Origin of the sequence: Nitrosospira lacus (assembly GCF_000355765.4) — a bacterium.
GTDB lineage: Bacteria > Pseudomonadota > Gammaproteobacteria > Burkholderiales > Nitrosomonadaceae > Nitrosospira > Nitrosospira lacus.
The window spans coordinates 2649782-2666126 of record NZ_CP021106.3 but is presented as its reverse complement, the minus strand read 5'-3'; the positions used below and the strand labels follow the sequence as shown (position 1 = coordinate 2666126).

16 protein-coding genes are annotated in these 16345 nt (G+C 53.9%); 12 read left to right on the top strand and 4 right to left on the bottom strand.

Going from position 1 to position 16345, the window contains the following annotated elements; all coding sequences use genetic code 11:
- Window positions 1–46: 46 nt before the first annotated feature.
- On the bottom strand, window positions 47–1327 hold the full coding sequence (locus EBAPG3_RS12140) for a L,D-transpeptidase family protein (protein WP_227869211.1): 1281 nt from the start codon (window positions 1325–1327) through the stop codon (window positions 47–49).
- Window positions 1294–2319: a nuclear transport factor 2 family protein gene (locus tag EBAPG3_RS12135; RefSeq protein WP_004179286.1), complete on the bottom strand. Its 1026-nt coding sequence runs from the start codon at window positions 2317–2319 to the stop codon at window positions 1294–1296. The genes EBAPG3_RS12140 and EBAPG3_RS12135 overlap by 34 nt, the downstream gene beginning before the upstream one ends.
- Before the next feature lie 108 nt (window positions 2320–2427).
- Between EBAPG3_RS12135 and cysS the strand changes: the two genes are divergently transcribed.
- The 10 genes from cysS to glk all read left to right on the top strand — a co-directional run bounded on the left by cysS (window position 2428) and on the right by glk (window position 11920).
- Window positions 2428–3810, top strand: a complete 1383-nt coding sequence (gene cysS, locus EBAPG3_RS12130; RefSeq protein WP_004179288.1) for a cysteine--tRNA ligase — start codon at window positions 2428–2430, stop codon at window positions 3808–3810.
- Between the two features lie 357 nt (window positions 3811–4167).
- A complete protein-coding gene (locus EBAPG3_RS12125) occupies window positions 4168–4599 on the top strand; it encodes a DUF5675 family protein (RefSeq protein WP_227869210.1) in 432 nt (143 codons plus the stop codon).
- Between the two features lie 28 nt (window positions 4600–4627).
- The gene (locus EBAPG3_RS12120; protein ID WP_151898944.1) at window positions 4628–5134 is read left to right on the top strand and encodes a hypothetical protein; all 507 of its coding nucleotides are present in this window, start codon (window positions 4628–4630) and stop codon (window positions 5132–5134) included.
- Between the two features lie 27 nt (window positions 5135–5161).
- Window positions 5162–5887, top strand: coding sequence for an EI24 domain-containing protein (locus EBAPG3_RS12115; RefSeq protein WP_004179295.1), 726 nt, complete (start codon window positions 5162–5164; stop codon window positions 5885–5887).
- Between the two features lie 23 nt (window positions 5888–5910).
- Window positions 5911–7653, top strand: a complete 1743-nt coding sequence (locus tag EBAPG3_RS12110) for a tetratricopeptide repeat protein (protein WP_004179297.1) — start codon at window positions 5911–5913, stop codon at window positions 7651–7653.
- A gap of 66 nt (window positions 7654–7719) precedes the next feature.
- Window positions 7720–8265 carry a DUF488 domain-containing protein gene (locus EBAPG3_RS12105; RefSeq protein WP_004179298.1) on the top strand — a complete coding sequence of 182 codons (546 nt, stop codon included), beginning with the start codon at window positions 7720–7722 and terminating at the stop codon, window positions 8263–8265.
- Between the two features lie 87 nt (window positions 8266–8352).
- The gene (locus tag EBAPG3_RS12100) at window positions 8353–8781 is read left to right on the top strand and encodes a hypothetical protein (protein ID WP_040852746.1); all 429 of its coding nucleotides are present in this window, start codon (window positions 8353–8355) and stop codon (window positions 8779–8781) included.
- Window positions 8782–8903: 122 nt separating this feature from the next.
- Window positions 8904–10031, top strand: a complete 1128-nt coding sequence (locus tag EBAPG3_RS12095; protein WP_040852801.1) for a DNA recombination protein RmuC — start codon at window positions 8904–8906, stop codon at window positions 10029–10031.
- A 63-nt stretch (window positions 10032–10094) separates the two neighbouring features.
- Window positions 10095–10916 (top strand): M90 family metallopeptidase, encoded by an 822-nt coding sequence (locus tag EBAPG3_RS12090; protein WP_004179301.1) that lies wholly within the window; start codon window positions 10095–10097, stop codon window positions 10914–10916.
- On the top strand, window positions 10913–11920 hold the full coding sequence (gene glk / locus EBAPG3_RS12085) for a glucokinase (protein WP_004179302.1): 1008 nt from the start codon (window positions 10913–10915) through the stop codon (window positions 11918–11920). The genes EBAPG3_RS12090 and glk overlap by 4 nt, the downstream gene beginning before the upstream one ends.
- 141 nt (window positions 11921–12061) lie before the next feature.
- Here the strand turns inward: glk and EBAPG3_RS12080 are convergent, their stop codons facing one another.
- A complete protein-coding gene (locus EBAPG3_RS12080; RefSeq protein WP_004179303.1) occupies window positions 12062–13303 on the bottom strand; it encodes an NnrS family protein in 1242 nt (413 codons plus the stop codon).
- A gap of 55 nt (window positions 13304–13358) precedes the next feature.
- On the opposite strand from EBAPG3_RS12080, the gene greB reads away from it, so the two are divergent.
- Both greB and EBAPG3_RS12070 read left to right on the top strand, forming a co-directional pair.
- The gene (gene greB, locus EBAPG3_RS12075; protein ID WP_004179306.1) at window positions 13359–13961 is read left to right on the top strand and encodes a transcription elongation factor GreB; all 603 of its coding nucleotides are present in this window, start codon (window positions 13359–13361) and stop codon (window positions 13959–13961) included.
- A 38-nt stretch (window positions 13962–13999) separates the two neighbouring features.
- Window positions 14000–14809 (top strand): TrmH family RNA methyltransferase, encoded by an 810-nt coding sequence (locus tag EBAPG3_RS12070; protein ID WP_004179308.1) that lies wholly within the window; start codon window positions 14000–14002, stop codon window positions 14807–14809.
- Between the two features lie 335 nt (window positions 14810–15144).
- Here the strand turns inward: EBAPG3_RS12070 and EBAPG3_RS12065 are convergent, their stop codons facing one another.
- On the bottom strand, window positions 15145–16344 hold the full coding sequence (locus tag EBAPG3_RS12065) for an EAL domain-containing response regulator (RefSeq protein ID WP_040852803.1): 1200 nt from the start codon (window positions 16342–16344) through the stop codon (window positions 15145–15147).
- Window position 16345 lies beyond the last annotated feature (1 nt).

The following is a 16345-nucleotide window of genomic DNA, read 5'->3' as shown; positions in this document are numbered from 1 at the left end:
TTTCCGTAAAAAAATTTATCGATCATTTTTATGATAACACCAGAAACTATGCCGCGCTTTCATAGATAATTTTCCATGGGCCTTTCTTATTTTCCTTCATCCAGTATTGGCGTTTTTTCATTTTATTGGACAGGTTGTTGCTGGAATATTCCTGGTCGAAATTAACCACCACCAAGTCGTCCCTGCCGGGATAAAGAAACATGCCGACATTGCTGATGCCTACCTTGATCCAGCTTTTAGCCGCATTCACCTGGCGTTTGTGCTGTACCCATTCAGCTAGGCCCTGGTTGCCGCTGGAGAAATCACGTCCGTAATGCCTGATATAGGCATCGGTATTCCCACTTTCCCAATCGCGCCGCCAGCTTTCCAATTGCTGTGTGATTTTGTTGCGGAGCATGGTTGTGTCATCGGTTTTTACCCACTCCATTTCGTCGCTGATGATGACGGGAGTTATGCCGACCTGCAGGGTCGCGCTCACCGCATTCAGGTCCTGATTGGAGAGTACCACGCACCCATCGCTGGCACGAGGCGGGCGGCTGTATGTATTCGAGGGCGTCCCATGCAGCCATATGCCGTAGCCATCGCGCCCATGACGCTTATCCCACTCGTTGGGATAATTGATCGGGAATGCGCCGCTGCCGTAGAAGTCCGTAAGTTTCTCGCGCGGCAGGTTGGCGGTGATGAAATATACGCCCACAGGCGTTTTCTTGTCGCCTTCTTTCAATTTTTGCGATCCATTCTTGCCGCTGCTGATGTAATAATCGGCAAGATAGCGGGCCTCGCCACGGATATTCTGGTATATATAAAGCCGGGATTTGCGAGTATCGGCAATGATTGCGTATTTTTGTTCCGGCGGCATTTGCAGCAGATATTTCGGTATCGCATTGTGCGGGACCGATTCCCGATGACGCTGCATTCTTGCTCGCGCCTCTTCGCGCAGATCGGCAATATCCTGCTGGGGTGTCCCCCCGGTATTGCCCATATCATTAATGGGTCGGACCCGAGCCAGCAGCAGGTCCCCCTTGATCAATTGCGCTAGCCGGAAGTTGGGGTTGGTCTTGAGTAACTGCTCGATTCCGCTGAGAGCCGAGTCCACGCGGCTCTCAGCGATTTCCTGCAGGCTTTTGACGAGCGCAGCTTCCGGTCCGGCCATGGACAGCTCCGTCAGGATTGAGCTTTCACTTGCCAGTACTCCTGGGATTACAAGGCAGTATGCCGCCAGCGTGGCTGTGGTTATCGTGGCTTTCGCCATTGCGCAACCCTGCTTCGGGAACATCAGGCGCATGGGCGATTTCATCGTCCTACCTGCTCCTGCTGTATCAGCCATTCTTCTCCTGTCTTGACCATTTCAAGGGTTTTGGTGGTGGTGCTCTTGATCGCATCCGAGTGATACGACTGCTTGAAACTCACCCTGGCATGCGCCTCATCGATAAAGCTGACTTTGGGATGGGTAATTTCGACGTGGATAGACTTTGGCTTGCCGATGCGCTCCCGGCGACTTTTTTCCCATGCCGGGCGCGAGGTGCCGGGAGGAGTATGGAAATCACCTGCATAAAATGCAAGGTACGTGGTGGCATCCTTGTCGGACCATGCCTTGGCCCAGGCGTTTATGGCTTTAAGGATCTCCTTGGAGCCGCTATCGGGAGCCGCCGGTTTTTCAGCAAGGGAGGGGGTTCCCGGCACCAATTTTTCAGCGGGTTTCGCCGGCATTTTATCCCGGGCTTTCTCCACGATTTTTTCTGGACCTGTGTCTGATGATTTGCTTGCTGATAAGGAAGCGGGTTGAATGCCCCTGCTCATTGTAGCCAGGTTTTTGATCATCGCGAGCTTGGTCTGCGCGGCTGTATTACTCTTGTCCAACTGTAAAGCTTTGCCGTATGCCTGGCTGGCCATCCTGGCGTAGATATCACCCAGATTTTCGTGCGCGGTGGAATAGCTGGGGTGCGTGCGTATCGCCGCTTCCAGCGCATTCTTGGCCTTATCATACTGACCCTGGCTGGCATAAAGCACGGCAAGATTATTGTGCGGCTCGGGCAGATCCGGGTAATCTTCCGATAGTGAAGCAAATACCTTAGTGGCCTCCGCAATCCTGTTTTGCTCGGTAAGAATCAGTCCCTTCTGGAAGCGCATTTGGGCGTCTCCAGGCTTGGTGGCAAGATAAGCCTCCGCTTGTTCCAGCGCCTTGGCCAGATTGCCCTGCTTATAAAGTTTGGCAACTTCTTGGCCTTCATCGGCAAAGGTGGCAGCAGTTGCAAGCAGCAAGGCAGCGGCGCAGGCTGCCATGAACGCATTTGTCTGGCGAAAATTTAGCGTTTTCATTGTGCTATACTGCTCCGGTTTTTGTTGAGCCAGCCCAGAATATTCTGGCTTCTGCCAAGAGGCTTGGCGATTCTACCAAGAAGCCTGTCCATTTCACAATCTCGCCAGATGCTCAAGATCCATAATTCGCTTGCAAGAGAAAAACAGGATTTCGTTCCGCTGACGCCCGGGAACGTTAAAATATATGTCTGCGGCATGACAGTTTACGATTATTGCCATCTCGGCCACGCACGCATGATGGTGGTATTCGATATGGTGGTGCGCTGGCTGCGGGCGACCGGTCTCAATGTTACTTATGTGCGTAACATTACCGATGTTGACGACAAAATCATCAAACGTGCGCTGGAAAACAACGAATCCATCGAAACTCTGACCAGCCGCTTCATTCAGGCGATGGAAGAGGATGCCGCTGTGCTCGGTGTCCTGCCACCCACTTGCGAGCCGCGGGCTACGAGGCATGTGGAAAGAATGGTGGCCATGATCCGTACCCTGGTGGATAAGAATCTTGCCTATGCCGCAGCCAATGGGGATGTGTATTACGCCGTACACCGATTCCCGGGTTATGGAAAACTATCCGGAAAATCGCTTGACGATTTGCGCGCAGGGGAACGCGTGATCGTTGATCCGCACAAGAAAGATCCGCTGGATTTTGTGCTGTGGAAAGCTGCCAAGCCCGGTGAGCCGCAGTGGGATTCGCCCTGGGGCACGGGGCGTCCCGGTTGGCATATCGAATGCTCGGCGATGAGCGAGCATTATCTGGGTGAGCATTTCGACATTCACGGCGGCGGCCAGGACTTGCAGTTTCCCCATCATGAAAACGAGATAGCGCAAAGCGAGGGTGCGCATGACCATCCTTTTGTCAACTACTGGATGCACAACGGCTTCGTGCGCGTCAATGACGAGAAGATGTCCAAGTCGCTCGGCAATTTTTTTACCGTGCGCGAAATTCTCAATTGCTACCAGCCGGAAGTGGTGCGATTTTTTATTCTACGTGCGCATTATCGCAGCGCCCTGAACTATTCCGACCAGCATCTGGAGGATGCCAAGCGTGCGCTCGACCGGCTTTACACGGCGCTGAAAGGAAGCCGGGCAAGCGTGTCCGGCGAGGCGATAGATTGGAACGAGGCTCCGGCACGGCGTTTCAGGGAAGCCATGAACGATGACTTCAATACCCCCGATGCCATCGCTGTGCTGTTTGATCTTGCCAACGAAATCAATAAAACCGGATCACCCATGGATGTAGCATTGATGAGGGCCCTGGGTGGCGTCCTGGGACTGCTGCAACAGGATTCACAGCAATATTTCCAGGATGCCGTGACCATGGGAGATTTCGTAGTTAGCCAGGAACACATTGAACAAATGATTCAACAACGCCTCATCGCCCGTAGCAATAAGGATTATGGCGAGTCTGACCGTATCCGCAAGGAGTTGCTGGATGCCGGCATTATCCTGGAGGATGGATCTCAGGGCACCACCTGGCGGCGGGGGTAAGTGTTGTTGCCTTCCTGAACCGGAAGTTCACCGACCCTGCCATCCTTGCAAAATTCCAGGCGAGAATAACCCCACGCCTGCTCATCCTGTCGCTTTTTTTTAACATCCTTCCCAAGGTGGCTGACGACGGCATATCCGCTCAACTCCTGTCATCCTGAATCCGCTTCTGTAGCGGATTTGCCTCAGAAAATGTGGATCAAGTAGCAAAAAAATTTGGCACTCATATAATAAATGAGCGTTGAACTGCCGGATTTAGGGTCATGTCATTGATCCGATATAGTCTCGCGGAAATAGTGAAAATAATTCGTATATATACTATTTTAAAAAAAAGAGAGAAAGCGCGGAGGAGGAAATGGGATGATGTCATTTCCGCCATATAAAAAAGGAGAAATGAAAATGGAGCTGAGGGTGGAGAGGACGGATTTTTCCGAAAATAGCACGATTGGCAAGCTATACGTGGATAATCAGTTTGAATGCTATACCCTGGAAGATAAAGTCCGGCCGGTCAAGATCAAGGGGAAGACAGCCATCCCTGCGGGACGCTATGAAGTCATAATTAACTATTCCCAGCGATTCGGACGCCCGCTCCCACTTTTTTTGAATGTGCCTAACTTTGAAGGGGTACGGATACATCCCGGAAATACAGCTGCGGATACGGAGGGATGTATACTGGTGGGCCAGACGAAAGATACGGGTTTTATCGGCCAAAGCAGGCTGGCTTTTGAACAGCTTTTCACTAAATTGAAGACCGCATCCGAGACCGAAAAGATATTCATCGAGATAGCATAGCTGCATCGTCTGAACAATGTTAAGGTTCTTGAAAATCTTTGCTGCTGCATTGTCCTTCGTGTCCCTGGGTGCACTCGCGCAAACGGAAGCAGTTCCGTTTGCGTACGAGAAGATATCCGTGACGCCTTCCGGCAAGAGAGTTGCCGTTTCGTTCCGGGAGCGTTCATGCAAGAGTGGTGAGTGCCCCGAAGTCGACGCGGGCATGTGGGGCATGGATGGCGGGATTCCACGGTTTGTCACCGGGGTTTTTGTTGTTTCCATCGACGGGAGGGAATTCGTTATTCCCAGGAAGTTCTATCAGGATCTCACCAATACTTATCGACTGCGCATCTTTGAAAAAAATGCACGCATTGTTATCGAACTGAAAGGCGGGGAAGGCGCAGGTGCCTATACGGCGCGCTTCAAGCTAGGCGGGATGTGCGGGTTCGAGCGCGAAGTCTGCGCCGAGGTGTGCAAGGAAATCTGGGAGCGGACCACTTGGTACAACGCATTTGCCTACGCGGCGGACCCGCGATGCGAGAGTGGAATTCAATGAGTCCAGCTCCGCGAAGGAGAACTATCCATGATCCCCGTATTCGATGCGCTTTCGCACGCTTTTCGCGATTTGTTCCGGTTTCAAGTCTTGTGGATTGTCATCTGGCCAATCCTGGCGGCTGCTCTGCTGTGGTTGATTTTGGGCGTGGTTTTCTGGAGCACCTTCTCGGGATGGATCGCCAGTGGCCTCACGGCGATCGGCATTCAAACCTGGCTGGAAGGCGTGGAGCCGCGATGGATTGCATATGGAATACAGGGCGTGGCGCATCTGATTCTATTTGTGCCGCTGGTTTTTATTACGGCGCTGGTGATTACTGCCTTGTTCGCCATGCCAGCGCTGGTTCACCTAGTGGCGGATCGCGACTACCCGCAACTCGAACACGAGAGCAGCGGCGGCATTGCAGGCAGTCTGCTCAATGCCCTGCTCGCCATCGGCATGTTTATCGCCATATGGCTTGTCACCATTCCATTGTGGATGGTCGGCGCGGGAGTGGTTGTCCCATTTATTGCCGCGGCGTATCTGAACCAGCGCCTGTTCCGTTATGATGCACTTGCAGAGCACGCGCGCCGCGAAGAGATGCGCGCGATATTTTTAACCTATCGCCCGTCGCTTTGGGGCCTGGGACTGCTGACCGGTTTGGTACAATTTATACCGTTTTTCAATCTGTTCGCGCCGGTGCTGGCGGCCCTGGCTTTCATTCATTTCGGTCTGGCGCGCCTCGCGGAGCTGCGCCACCGGCCGGATTCAGGATAATCAAGAATCAGGAGGAAATAACCATGCAATTGCGCGCACTTCATTTCATGATGTGGGGGCTGGCGGTGACGGCCAGCAGTGTTACCGGTACCTTCGCTCACACGGGTGACGGTGCCTCGCCATCCACAGTATCCGGGACTGGCCATGGACATCACGCGCGAGTTGTCCAGAATGATCAGGCTACACCCAGGCTGTTGAACCTTGGGTCGCATGCATTCCCGGTCAGCACACGGAACAAGTCAGCCCAGCAATTCGTTAACCAGGGCCTGAACCTTTCCTACGCATTTAACCATGCCGAGGCGGGCCGCGCGTTCCGGGAAGCAGCGCGGCTCGATCCCTCGCTTGCGATGGCATACTGGGGCCAGGCGCTTGTGCTTGGGCCCAATATCAACGCAATGATGGAGCCTAAGGACGAAGCGACGGCTCTGGAACTCGCGCGGAAAGCCGCCTCGCTCATGGCGAAGGCATCTCCGCGCGAGCGGGCGCTCATCGGTGCGCTGGAGAAACGGTATACCGGCAGCTCCGAGCAGCGCAAGGCGAACAACCAGGCTTATGCGGACGCGATGCGGGAAGTTCATATGCATTTTCCGGATGATCTCGACATCGCGATGCTCTATGTCGAGGCGATGATGGATCTCAACTCCTGGGGTTACTGGATGCGGGATGGGTATCCGCTCAAGGGTACTGCTGAAATTGTCGCACTGACCGAAGAGGTGCTGCGGCGCAATCCGAAGCATCCGGGCGCGGTGCATATGTATATTCACCTCGTCGAGCCGACGAGTACGCCCGAGCGGGCAGAGAAGGCGGCCGATACTCTTCTTACGCTGATGCCGGCGGCCGGACATGCGGTACACATGCCGTCGCATATCTATCAGCGCGTGGGCCGCTATGCCGATGCAATAAAGAGTAACCAGCTTGCCATCGCGGCCGACGAGGAGTATCTGTCGCATAGTCATGTGCAGGGAATGTACCCTATCATGTACACTCCCCATAACATTCACTTTCTGTGGTTTGCCGCCACGATGGATGGGCAAAGCCGACTTGCGATCGAATCGGCGCGAAAGCTGGCAAGCACGATAGATGATGCGGCGCTGGATGCGGTGCCGGGAACGGGAACATTCCGTGTCACACCGTATTGGGCATACGCGAAATTCGGGAAGTGGAACGAGATTCTTCAGGAACCGGCGCCGCCGGCTACCAATGCTTTTCTTAAGGGGGGCTGGCATTATGTGCGCGGCCTGGCGTTTGCGGCAACCAGGCAGTTGCCGCAAGCCGAGCAAGAGCTGGAAGCGCTGCGAGGGATCATGAAGAATGGGTCGCTGGATTGGCCGCTTATGTCGTTGAATACCGCACGCGACGTATTGAGTATTGGTCCCGAGGTGCTTGCTGGCGAGATCGAGGCCGCCCGGGGACAGTTCGCTTCCGCCATTGCGCACCTTGACCGGGCGGTTCGTCTTGAGGATGCGCTGGTTTACACGGAGCCGTCGGAATGGCAGTCTCCCCCACGGCTGGTGCTGGGCGCCATTCTGCTGGAAGCGGGGCGCACAGCCGAAGCGGAGACAGTGTATTGGGAAGATTTGCGCAAGAATCGTAACAACGGTTGGGCGCTTTACGGGTTGTTGCAGACGTTGCGCGCACAAAAAAAGGACGGCCAGGCGGCATTGATCGAGGCACGCTTCAAAAAGGTGTGGGCACGTGCCGATGTGGCACTCAACGCATCGCGGTTCGGCTGCATTGCGGCGCCCCCGGCCGGATCAGCGCAATAGCAATAGCGCCAGGGTTCCTTTGCAATTTTCGCCAGTGGGCCAAGCGTAAGGGGGGATAAACATCCGGTGGCTGATTTAATATGTACCATCGGGCATTCAACACGGTCACTGGATGGATTTATCAATCTGTTGAAAGCAAATGAAGTTACACATGTCCTTGATGTGCGCACCATGCCGCGTTCCCGGCAGAATCCCCAATTCAATAAGGAAACGCTCCCGGACATTCTGCGAGCCTCCGGCATCAAATATACGCACCTGGCGGGGCTCGGCGGGTTGCGCCGCCCCCGGAAGGATTCGATCAATGGAGGCTGGCGTAATGCGTCTTTTCGCGGCTATGCCGATTACATGCAAAGCCCGGAATTCGCCACGAATGTGCAGGATGTCATGGAATTCGTGGCGCATGAGCGCTGCGCGCTGATGTGCGCTGAAGCGGTTCCGTGGCGCTGTCACCGTTCATTGATCGGCGATGCGCTTGTCCTGCGCGGTATACGGGTGGAAGACATCATCAATGCCGGGGCACGGAAACCTCATATATTGACACCATGGGCGCGTGCGGATGGCTTGAAGATCAGTTATCCTCTCCAAGCACCAACGAGCTCTGTCGATAAGTAAATGTAGCAAAACGTAATTAATCGATAACCCTTGGCTGTGTCGATTTATCGGGAACGCAAGCTAGACACTATTCGCAAAGGAGTACACATGAGAAGAATCTTCTGGACAGCATTCGCCACCCTTGCCGCACTGGGCTGGCAACCCGCCGCCATGGCATATCAAGATGCTTTTTCGACACAGCGAGAACCCGGAACGAATCCGGCGAGGCAGCAAGCGCAGAAAAATAGTCAACCAGGATTGGGACTGGAGAGTAGGCAGCAAGGCCAGGAACCGAAGCCATGGGAGGTGAAGCCATGGGAGCAACAGAACGCTACGGACAAGATAAAACAGCAGAAGGCTACGGACGAGAGGCGCAGGGTCGGGAGAAAAGCCCGGAAAGAGCGGCTTGAACAAAAAAATGAACAGGCCCAGCAGTCCGGTGATCAGGGTCGCGCGAGACACCAGCAGAGTAAATGGCAGAGGCATCAGATGGAAAGCGAGCGATATAATCCCCTAACGGGGTTTCCACCTCGGTGATGGGTGTATGGCAGCGGCTTTCCTGCTGCCAGCCGGATTTGACAGGGCTGAAAAACACAGAAAGGCAGGAAGTCCGACAAGCTGCTTGCGAATCAAGTTTCTCCAGTATACTTTACAACATAATGCCTGAAACCCTGCTGATTATTACCGCCGCCGCCATCCTGCTGGTAACCATGGCTTTTCTGGTGATCAGGCTGGGCATGCTTTCGTCCATGGTGCGTGACCTGCTGGGGCAACAAGCGAGGATGATGGAGGACAAGCACCGCGACATGCTCAAGGACTTGCATGAAGGACTTGCGAATCAGGGTGACCGGCTATCCGAAGCGCTTGTTAAAACTTCCGAGCAGTTGCGTGGAACGGTGGAAGCGCGATTGGACCACATCAGTGGACGTGTCACCGAGCGCCTTGACGAAGGATTCAAGAAAACCAACGAAACTTTTACCAGCGTCATGACGCGGCTTGCAACCATCGATGAGGCGCAGAAAAAAATAGACAGTCTCACCACGAACATGGTGAGTTTGCAGGAACTGCTGGGCGACAAACGCTCGCGCGGTGCATTCGGCGAGGTGCAATTGGAAGCACTGGTGCGCAATATTTTACCCGTGGCTGCGTACACCATGCAGTACACGCTTTCCAATGGCAGTCGCGTGGATTGCGTCTTGCGATTGCCCCCGCCCACAGGTATGGTTGCGGTGGATTCAAAATTTCCCCTGGAAAACTTTCATCGCATGTTCGACCGCGATGTGGATGAAGCCAGCCGGGCAGCAGCGCAAAAGCAATTCAAGGTCGACGTAAAAAAACATGTGGATGATATCGCCGGCAAATACATCCTGCCGCCGGAAACTTGTGACGGCGCGGTGATGTTTGTCCCGGCCGAGGCGATTTTCGCCGAGATCCATGCGTATCATTCCGATGTAGTGGATTACGCCATGCAGAAGCAGGTGTGGATAGTTTCGCCGACAACGCTGATGGCGGTATTGAATACTGCGCGCGCGGTGCTGAAGGACATGGAAACCCGTGAGCAGGTGCATATCATCAAGCACGAGCTTTCCCGGCTCGGTAAGGATTTTGTGCGTTTTGATGAACGCATGAAGAAGCTCGCCGATCATATCCGCCAAGCCAACCAGGATGTGGAGGAGGTGCATATTTCCAGCCGCAAGATCAGTCAGCGTTTTGCACGAATAGACGCGGTCGACGTGGATGTTCCGGAATTGGAAAGCAAACATGCACTGGAATCCGGTGAGGACTGATTTTAGGAACCCTGACGTCGCGCCCCTTGCCAGTCATTTGGGGACTGAATCAAAGGTTCTTTAATGTCCTGGAATTTTAAAGACTGGTATCGACACCGCATTCTTGAAAACGAATCCATCCCCGACGATCTCTGGAAAAAAACGCTGGCGCAACTCGGGTTTCTACGGGGCCTGAGCCCGATCGAGCTGAAGCGCCTGCGTGAATGCGTCACGCTGTTTCTTCATGCCAAGCAAATAAGCGGGGCGCATGGACTGATTGTCACCGAGGAGATGCATGTGGTGATAGCGGCCCAGGCCTGTATTCTGATTCTGAATCTCGACCTGGACTATTACGACGGTTGGGTCGAAATTATTGTTTATCCCGGTGAATTCATTCGTGACTACGAATATGCCGATGAGGCCGGGGTGGTGCATCACGCGAGCGAGCCGGTATCGGGTGAATCCTGGCTCGGCGGACCGGTGATTCTTTCCTGGGAAGATGCCGCCGCGGTGGGGGCGGGTGTCGGCTACAATGTGGTCATACACGAATTCGCTCACAAGCTCGATATGCTGAACGGTGACGCCAACGGATCGCCTCCGTTGCATGCCGGCATGAGCCAGCAAGCGTGGAGTGAAGTATTCAGCAAAGCCTATGCGGATTTCTGCGTGGAGGTGGATGCGGTGGAAGCAATGATTATCGATTCTCATATCGAACATGACATCGATCCTGGTCTAGGCTCTTATATCGATCCCTACGCAGCCGAGAGCCCTGCGGAGTTCTTTGCTGTCATGAGTGAAGCATTTTTTGAGATGCCGCTGGTAGTGAAAATACATTTTTCAGCGGTGTATGAGCAGCTGGCATTGTTTTACCGCCAGGATCCAGCACAACGGTGGATCGAATCATGAGCGAATACTTCATCAGCGCCGATATTGGCGGCACAAAGGTTTTGCTGCGAGCGGCGGAGGCGACTGATGGCGATATGCAGTTGTGCTACGAACGCCGCTATCCCAGCCGTGACTATCCGGATTTTTCCGATATGCTCAGGGATTTTCTGGATGGTGCCGCGATGGCCGGAGTGGGTGGCAATCCGGCATCTGCCTGTTTTGCGGTGGCAGGGCCGATCACGAAGCAGAGGGCGAGTCTTACCAATTTGCCGTGGGTGATGGATAGCGCGGCTATCGCAAGAGAATTCTCCATTCCCGCCGTCAAGCTCATCAATGATTTTAAAGCCGTGGCGTTGAGCATCGAGATTTTATCTGCAAGCGATTTCGTGGCGTTGCAGGCGGGGGTGTCTTACGACAAGGAGATGGGTGTTGTGCTCGGTGCGGGCACCGGCATGGGCGTGGCATGGCTGATTTGGCAAGGCGACCGTTATATACCGTTGCCCAGCGAGGCAGGGCATGTGGATTTTGCTCCTGCAGATGAATTGCAAGATCACTTGCTCCAATATTTACGGAAGAAGTTTGGCCATGTATCGGTTGAGCGACTACTATCCGGACCGGGATTGACCAATATTTTCGAGTTTCTCAATTTTCATCATCCGAACGATGCCCCGGACCCGGTGCAAGCCAGTCTAGGGGGTGACTGCGCGGCGCGGGTGGCAGATCTCGCATTCAATCATAAGCATCCCCTTGCAGTAATGGCGATGGATTTATTTGTTGAAATATACGGTGCTTATGCCGGGAATCTGGCGCTGTCAACGCTGAGCCGCGGAGGCGTGTACGTAGCGGGCGGCATTGCACCCAAAATCATCGACAAATTGAAGGAAGGCGGTTTCATGAAGGCATTTTGCGCCAAGGGGCGTTTCTCCGAGCTGATGAGTGAGATCCCTGTGCGTGTTGTCATGAACCCAAACGCCGGGTTACTGGGCGCCACACGCGAGGCGCAGCACATGCTGCTAAAAAAATGACTGGATTGCGTCACGCGCGTTGCTTGTCGTTGCACAGGAATACTATGCGCCTCCTTGCGTCTTGTCTGGTGTCAAATCTAGTCATTTTTAACATTTCGCTCTTGCCATTGTTGATCTGAATCTAAACGACTTTTGGCGTAACTAGCCGGGCTTGCCGTCAACTCGAGGTCGCCAGTAAAGCGGTGCATAGCGGACCGCCCAGAGCGTGAAACAGATTAGCCAGGTCAATCCTGCCAGCATGTACAAGCCAGGGGCCATACCGCTGGCGGCGGGCAGGATATCCGGAAGTATCCTGAATAAAACAGCGGCCTGAAATCCCAGAAATAGCAGCCAACCAAGTTTATCCAGCACAAGCGGCCGTCCCGAATGTCCAAGCGTGACGCGTGAAGCCATCCCCAGCACCATGCTGGCGAAATACCCGATTGCAAGTGCATGCAAGGGTGCAAGGCCGAATATCAATAATGTCCCGTCGCTAGCCAGAAACACCAGGCTCTGCATACCATACAGCAGCATCGACAGCCCCAGCCAGGCAAATGCGATATGCAGCACCGCCAGGAGATGGACACGGAAACTGCGTAATAATCCCCAGGTAAAAGATAAATACAAGGCGCTTGCGGCCAGCGGCAGATCAAATAGCCACAGGTAGGAGAATGCCGCTTCCCATAACTGCAATATGCCGTGGCCCGCTGAACAGGCAAGCATCAGCCAGAGTATCCAGTAGGGTCTGATCAGCACATAATCTTCAAGTACCCGGCTGGAGAAAAATGGAATCATGCGGTGGCTGACGGTCATGACAATTGGCAGCAGGAAAAACCAGATCCCGGCGCTGCGGGAAAAATCCAGCAATGCCCTGTTTTCTGTCAATAACCACAGCAGACAAGCGGCTATGCCCAACCAACCGCCTATCAGCGCCAGACTGGCGGCAATTGAGTGGCGCCTGTCCTGATTCTTTACTCCGAATAGAACGCGCAGCAGCGCATAAATCGCTATACTGAATCCCGTCAGCAGCGTCGCAACGCCTGCGGCTGCAATCAGTTCACCAGCCTCCAAACCAAGATAAAAAAGCACAATGCCACCTGCCATCAGCAGGCTGGAAGCGGAAAAGTGCCGTGGCTGAATTTTTTCTCCATTCATCCAATTGGGGAAAGTAGTGAACAGGAAGCCCAGGATAAAGAACGAGAAAAAACCATAAATCATCAGAAAAGCATGCGCCCAAGTCGGAGCAATGCTCCATGCTGATGCGGTGCCGGCGACGCCGTAGCGTCCGGCGAGCTCGACTACCCACCATAATAGCGTCAGCACTCCCTGCAGCGTGCCGGCCAGGAACATACCGCGATGGGGCGCTGCGGAGAGATGGTGCCAATGAGAGGCGGGATTATTCATATAATAACCGGTAGCTGGATCAGGTCCATTCTACTTGAGAGAAGGTGTTCGGCACATGAATAAGGCATTTACCAAGGAAACCGAGCCGATCGAGGATGTTGGCGAAGAAGAAGCTGTCAATCCTATTCCCACCGGAAGTAGAAACTACATCACGCCGGGCGGCTATGCGCGGCTGATGAATGAGTTTCTCTGGTTGATGAACAAGGAGCGTCCCCAGGTGACGGCTATGGTATCGTGGGCCGCTGGGAATGGCGACCGTTCGGAAAACGGCGATTATATCTACGGCAAGAAGCGGCTGCGTGAAATCGACCGGCGCATTCGCTTTCTCACCAAGCGGCTCGATATGGCCGAAGTCGTGGACCCTGCCGCGCCGAGGGACGATACAGACAGAATTTTCTTCGGTGCCACGATCACCTTCGCCAATCAGAAAGGCGAGGAAAAAACGGTTTCAATCGTGGGCGTTGACGAGATTGATACATCCCGAGGCTACATCAGCTGGATTTCGCCCATGGCACGAGCCCTGATCAAGGCGCAGGAAGGGGACGTAGTGACATTGCGCGCGCCGGGCGGAACGGAAGAGCTGGAAATCCTGGAGGTCAAATACCAGGCGATTCCGATGGAATCATTTGGGCAGGGGACAGGCGCAGATGTGGCCTAGTCGGAAAGTACTTCGTATCGGCTCGTCAATGAAATTCGATGAAAGTCATTACCTCTCGCGATAATCCGTTCTTCAGGCAACTCATCAAGCTGGAAGATTCCGCCCGGCAACGTAGAGCAACCAGATTGACGCTGCTTGACGGCATTCATCTGATCAGCGCCTACTTTCTGGCGTCAGGTTCGCCAAAAACCCTTATCGTGAGCGTGTCGGGTTGCGAGAACACGGAGATAAAGCGTTTGCTGGCGGAGCAGAAAGCGGGCACAGACATGGTTGTGCTGAGCGACGCACTGTTCCGCGAGGCTTCTCCGGTAAAAACGCCCATCGGTATTATGGCGCTGATATGCATTCCTCCGGCCGCAATCAAGCCTGCAGCTCAGGATGGGGGTGAAAGGGACGCCCTTTTTTGTGTGCTGCTCGAAGCCATACAGGACCCCGGAAATCTGGGCTCCATCCTGCGTTCCGCCGCCGCCGCGGGTGCAAGCGACGTCTATCTTTCTGATGGTTGCGCGGATGCCTGGTCGCCCAAGACGCTGCGTGCCGCCATGGGCGCACATTTTCTGCTGCGTGTTCATGAACGATCCGATCTGGTGGAAGTAGCGCGAGCGTTCAGCGGCAAGGTCATTGCTACCACGCTGTGCGCGAAAATAAGTCTTTACCAGACCCGATTGACCGGCTCGATCGCGTTCGTGTTCGGCAATGAGGGTGTGGGGCTGTCGGATGCGGTGCTGCAGGCAAGCGGCGAGCAAATCAGCATTCCCATGCGGGGCCGAACCGAATCGTTGAACGCAGCCGCAGCGGCGGCGGTATGCTTCTTTGAGAGAGTGAGGCAGATGGAGCGGGACAAATAACTGACGGAGTTATCTCATTATTTTGTCAAGTAGAGCAGTAAGACCGGGCCGACTGAAATTGTTAAGAACCATGTGCTCCCACCGAATTATTTAATCTTATCCAAGCTGTCGCAAACTTCAGCGGTTTTCTTGATGACCGCGCTCCTGCGTTGTAATCTGGCGGCATGACGAGGGAGCGGGGTTGGCTATGACAAGGCACGGAATCGGAAATCCGCGCTCGAACGAGCTGTTACGCACGGATTTCCAAGCTTGATAGAGATACAAACGAAAAGAGCGGGCAAATCGAGCGGGCTGATCGCTATTTAATCCCATCGGAAGCGCCGGTAAGCTTAAGATCATACAGCCCGTTCCCAATCCTGAATCCAATCCGCAAAAGCATCGGCTTCCATCGGTTTCGCGATAAAATATCCTTGGGCGCACTCGCAGCCGAGCTCACAGAGCAAATCCCAGTCCGGTTGGGTTTCAACGCCCTCAGCAACCGTTTTCATTTTGAGTTTTCTTGCCATATTAAGACTTGATTCAAGAATGACTCTCGCGGATTCATGTTTTATTGCATCCGCGACAAAGGAACGATCGATTTTGAGTTCGGTGAATGCAATTCTCATAAGCTGCTGCATTGACGAATAACCGGTACCGTAATCGTCGATGGATAAGCCAAAGCCCCTCATGCGCAGGCGCGAGAGATTTTCCAGCACCTTGCCGACATCGGTCGCGGCTGCTGACTCCGTCACCTCCAGAATTATTTGCTCGGGCTCAAGTTTTTCGGTGTGCACAATCTCTATGATCCGGCCGGCCATGTCGACTTCGCCTAGCGATTGGGTGGACAGATTAACAGACAATGTTCCTGCTTTCCGGCTTATATCCCCCCACATGGGGCGAAACGCCACAGCTTTTCTGAGCATGATCCACGTGAGGTCATCAATGAGTCCATTGTCTTCCATTGGTTTGATGAATGCGGCCGGCGGAATAATGCCTTTTTCCGGATGACGCCAGCGTGCAAGCGCCTCGGCTCCGGTTATATGCCCTGTAGCCAATTCGCACTTGGGCTGAAAAAAAGCTTCAAATTCATTGCTTCTCAGTCCGTCGATAATCTCCTTCAGCGTGAACTCCTGCGCAACACATGACTGTTTCTGTTTTGTTTGACAGGGCTTGTGGAGACTGATCAGTGCTTCAAGTTGCGGCATCAGGATAGGTTTTTCCATGGCACCGAGGAGATTGATGCCATATGCTTGTGTCATGGTCTCGACCGAAGCTATAAGAGACGGCTCCAAGGCACTGATGAGGATGACTGAAACGCCAGTTGTGAGCTCTCCCAAATGCCTGATGAATTCCATGCCATCCATCTCCGGCATCTCAAGATCGCTGAGAATAATATCGAAGCACCGATCTTCACGGCGCAGAATGTCGAGCGCTTCAATACCATCGGCTGCCTCGTATATATGCTGTGCGCCGAGAGATTGGAGCATTCGTTTTAACATCGCACGCTGGAATTCGTGATCGTCCACGACGAGGAAGCGCAAATTCGCTATCGGCATG

Coding starts and splice junctions, on each gene's coding strand:
- EBAPG3_RS12140 (WP_227869211.1), bottom strand. CDS start 1,327: ATGGCTGATACAGCAGGAGCAGGTAGGACGATGAAATCGCCCATGCGC.
- EBAPG3_RS12135 (WP_004179286.1), bottom strand. CDS start 2,319: ATGAAAACGCTAAATTTTCGCCAGACAAATGCGTTCATGGCAGCCTGC.
- cysS (WP_004179288.1), top strand. CDS start 2,428: ATGCTCAAGATCCATAATTCGCTTGCAAGAGAAAAACAGGATTTCGTT.
- EBAPG3_RS12125 (WP_227869210.1), top strand. CDS start 4,168: ATGATGTCATTTCCGCCATATAAAAAAGGAGAAATGAAAATGGAGCTG.
- EBAPG3_RS12115 (WP_004179295.1), top strand. CDS start 5,162: ATGATCCCCGTATTCGATGCGCTTTCGCACGCTTTTCGCGATTTGTTC.
- EBAPG3_RS12110 (WP_004179297.1), top strand. CDS start 5,911: ATGCAATTGCGCGCACTTCATTTCATGATGTGGGGGCTGGCGGTGACG.
- EBAPG3_RS12100 (WP_040852746.1), top strand. CDS start 8,353: ATGAGAAGAATCTTCTGGACAGCATTCGCCACCCTTGCCGCACTGGGC.
- EBAPG3_RS12095 (WP_040852801.1), top strand. CDS start 8,904: ATGCCTGAAACCCTGCTGATTATTACCGCCGCCGCCATCCTGCTGGTA.
- EBAPG3_RS12090 (WP_004179301.1), top strand. CDS start 10,095: ATGTCCTGGAATTTTAAAGACTGGTATCGACACCGCATTCTTGAAAAC.
- glk (WP_004179302.1), top strand. CDS start 10,913: ATGAGCGAATACTTCATCAGCGCCGATATTGGCGGCACAAAGGTTTTG.
- EBAPG3_RS12080 (WP_004179303.1), bottom strand. CDS start 13,303: ATGAATAATCCCGCCTCTCATTGGCACCATCTCTCCGCAGCGCCCCAT.
- greB (WP_004179306.1), top strand. CDS start 13,359: ATGAATAAGGCATTTACCAAGGAAACCGAGCCGATCGAGGATGTTGGC.
- EBAPG3_RS12070 (WP_004179308.1), top strand. CDS start 14,000: ATGAAAGTCATTACCTCTCGCGATAATCCGTTCTTCAGGCAACTCATC.
- EBAPG3_RS12065 (WP_040852803.1), bottom strand. CDS start 16,344: ATGCCGATAGCGAATTTGCGCTTCCTCGTCGTGGACGATCACGAATTC.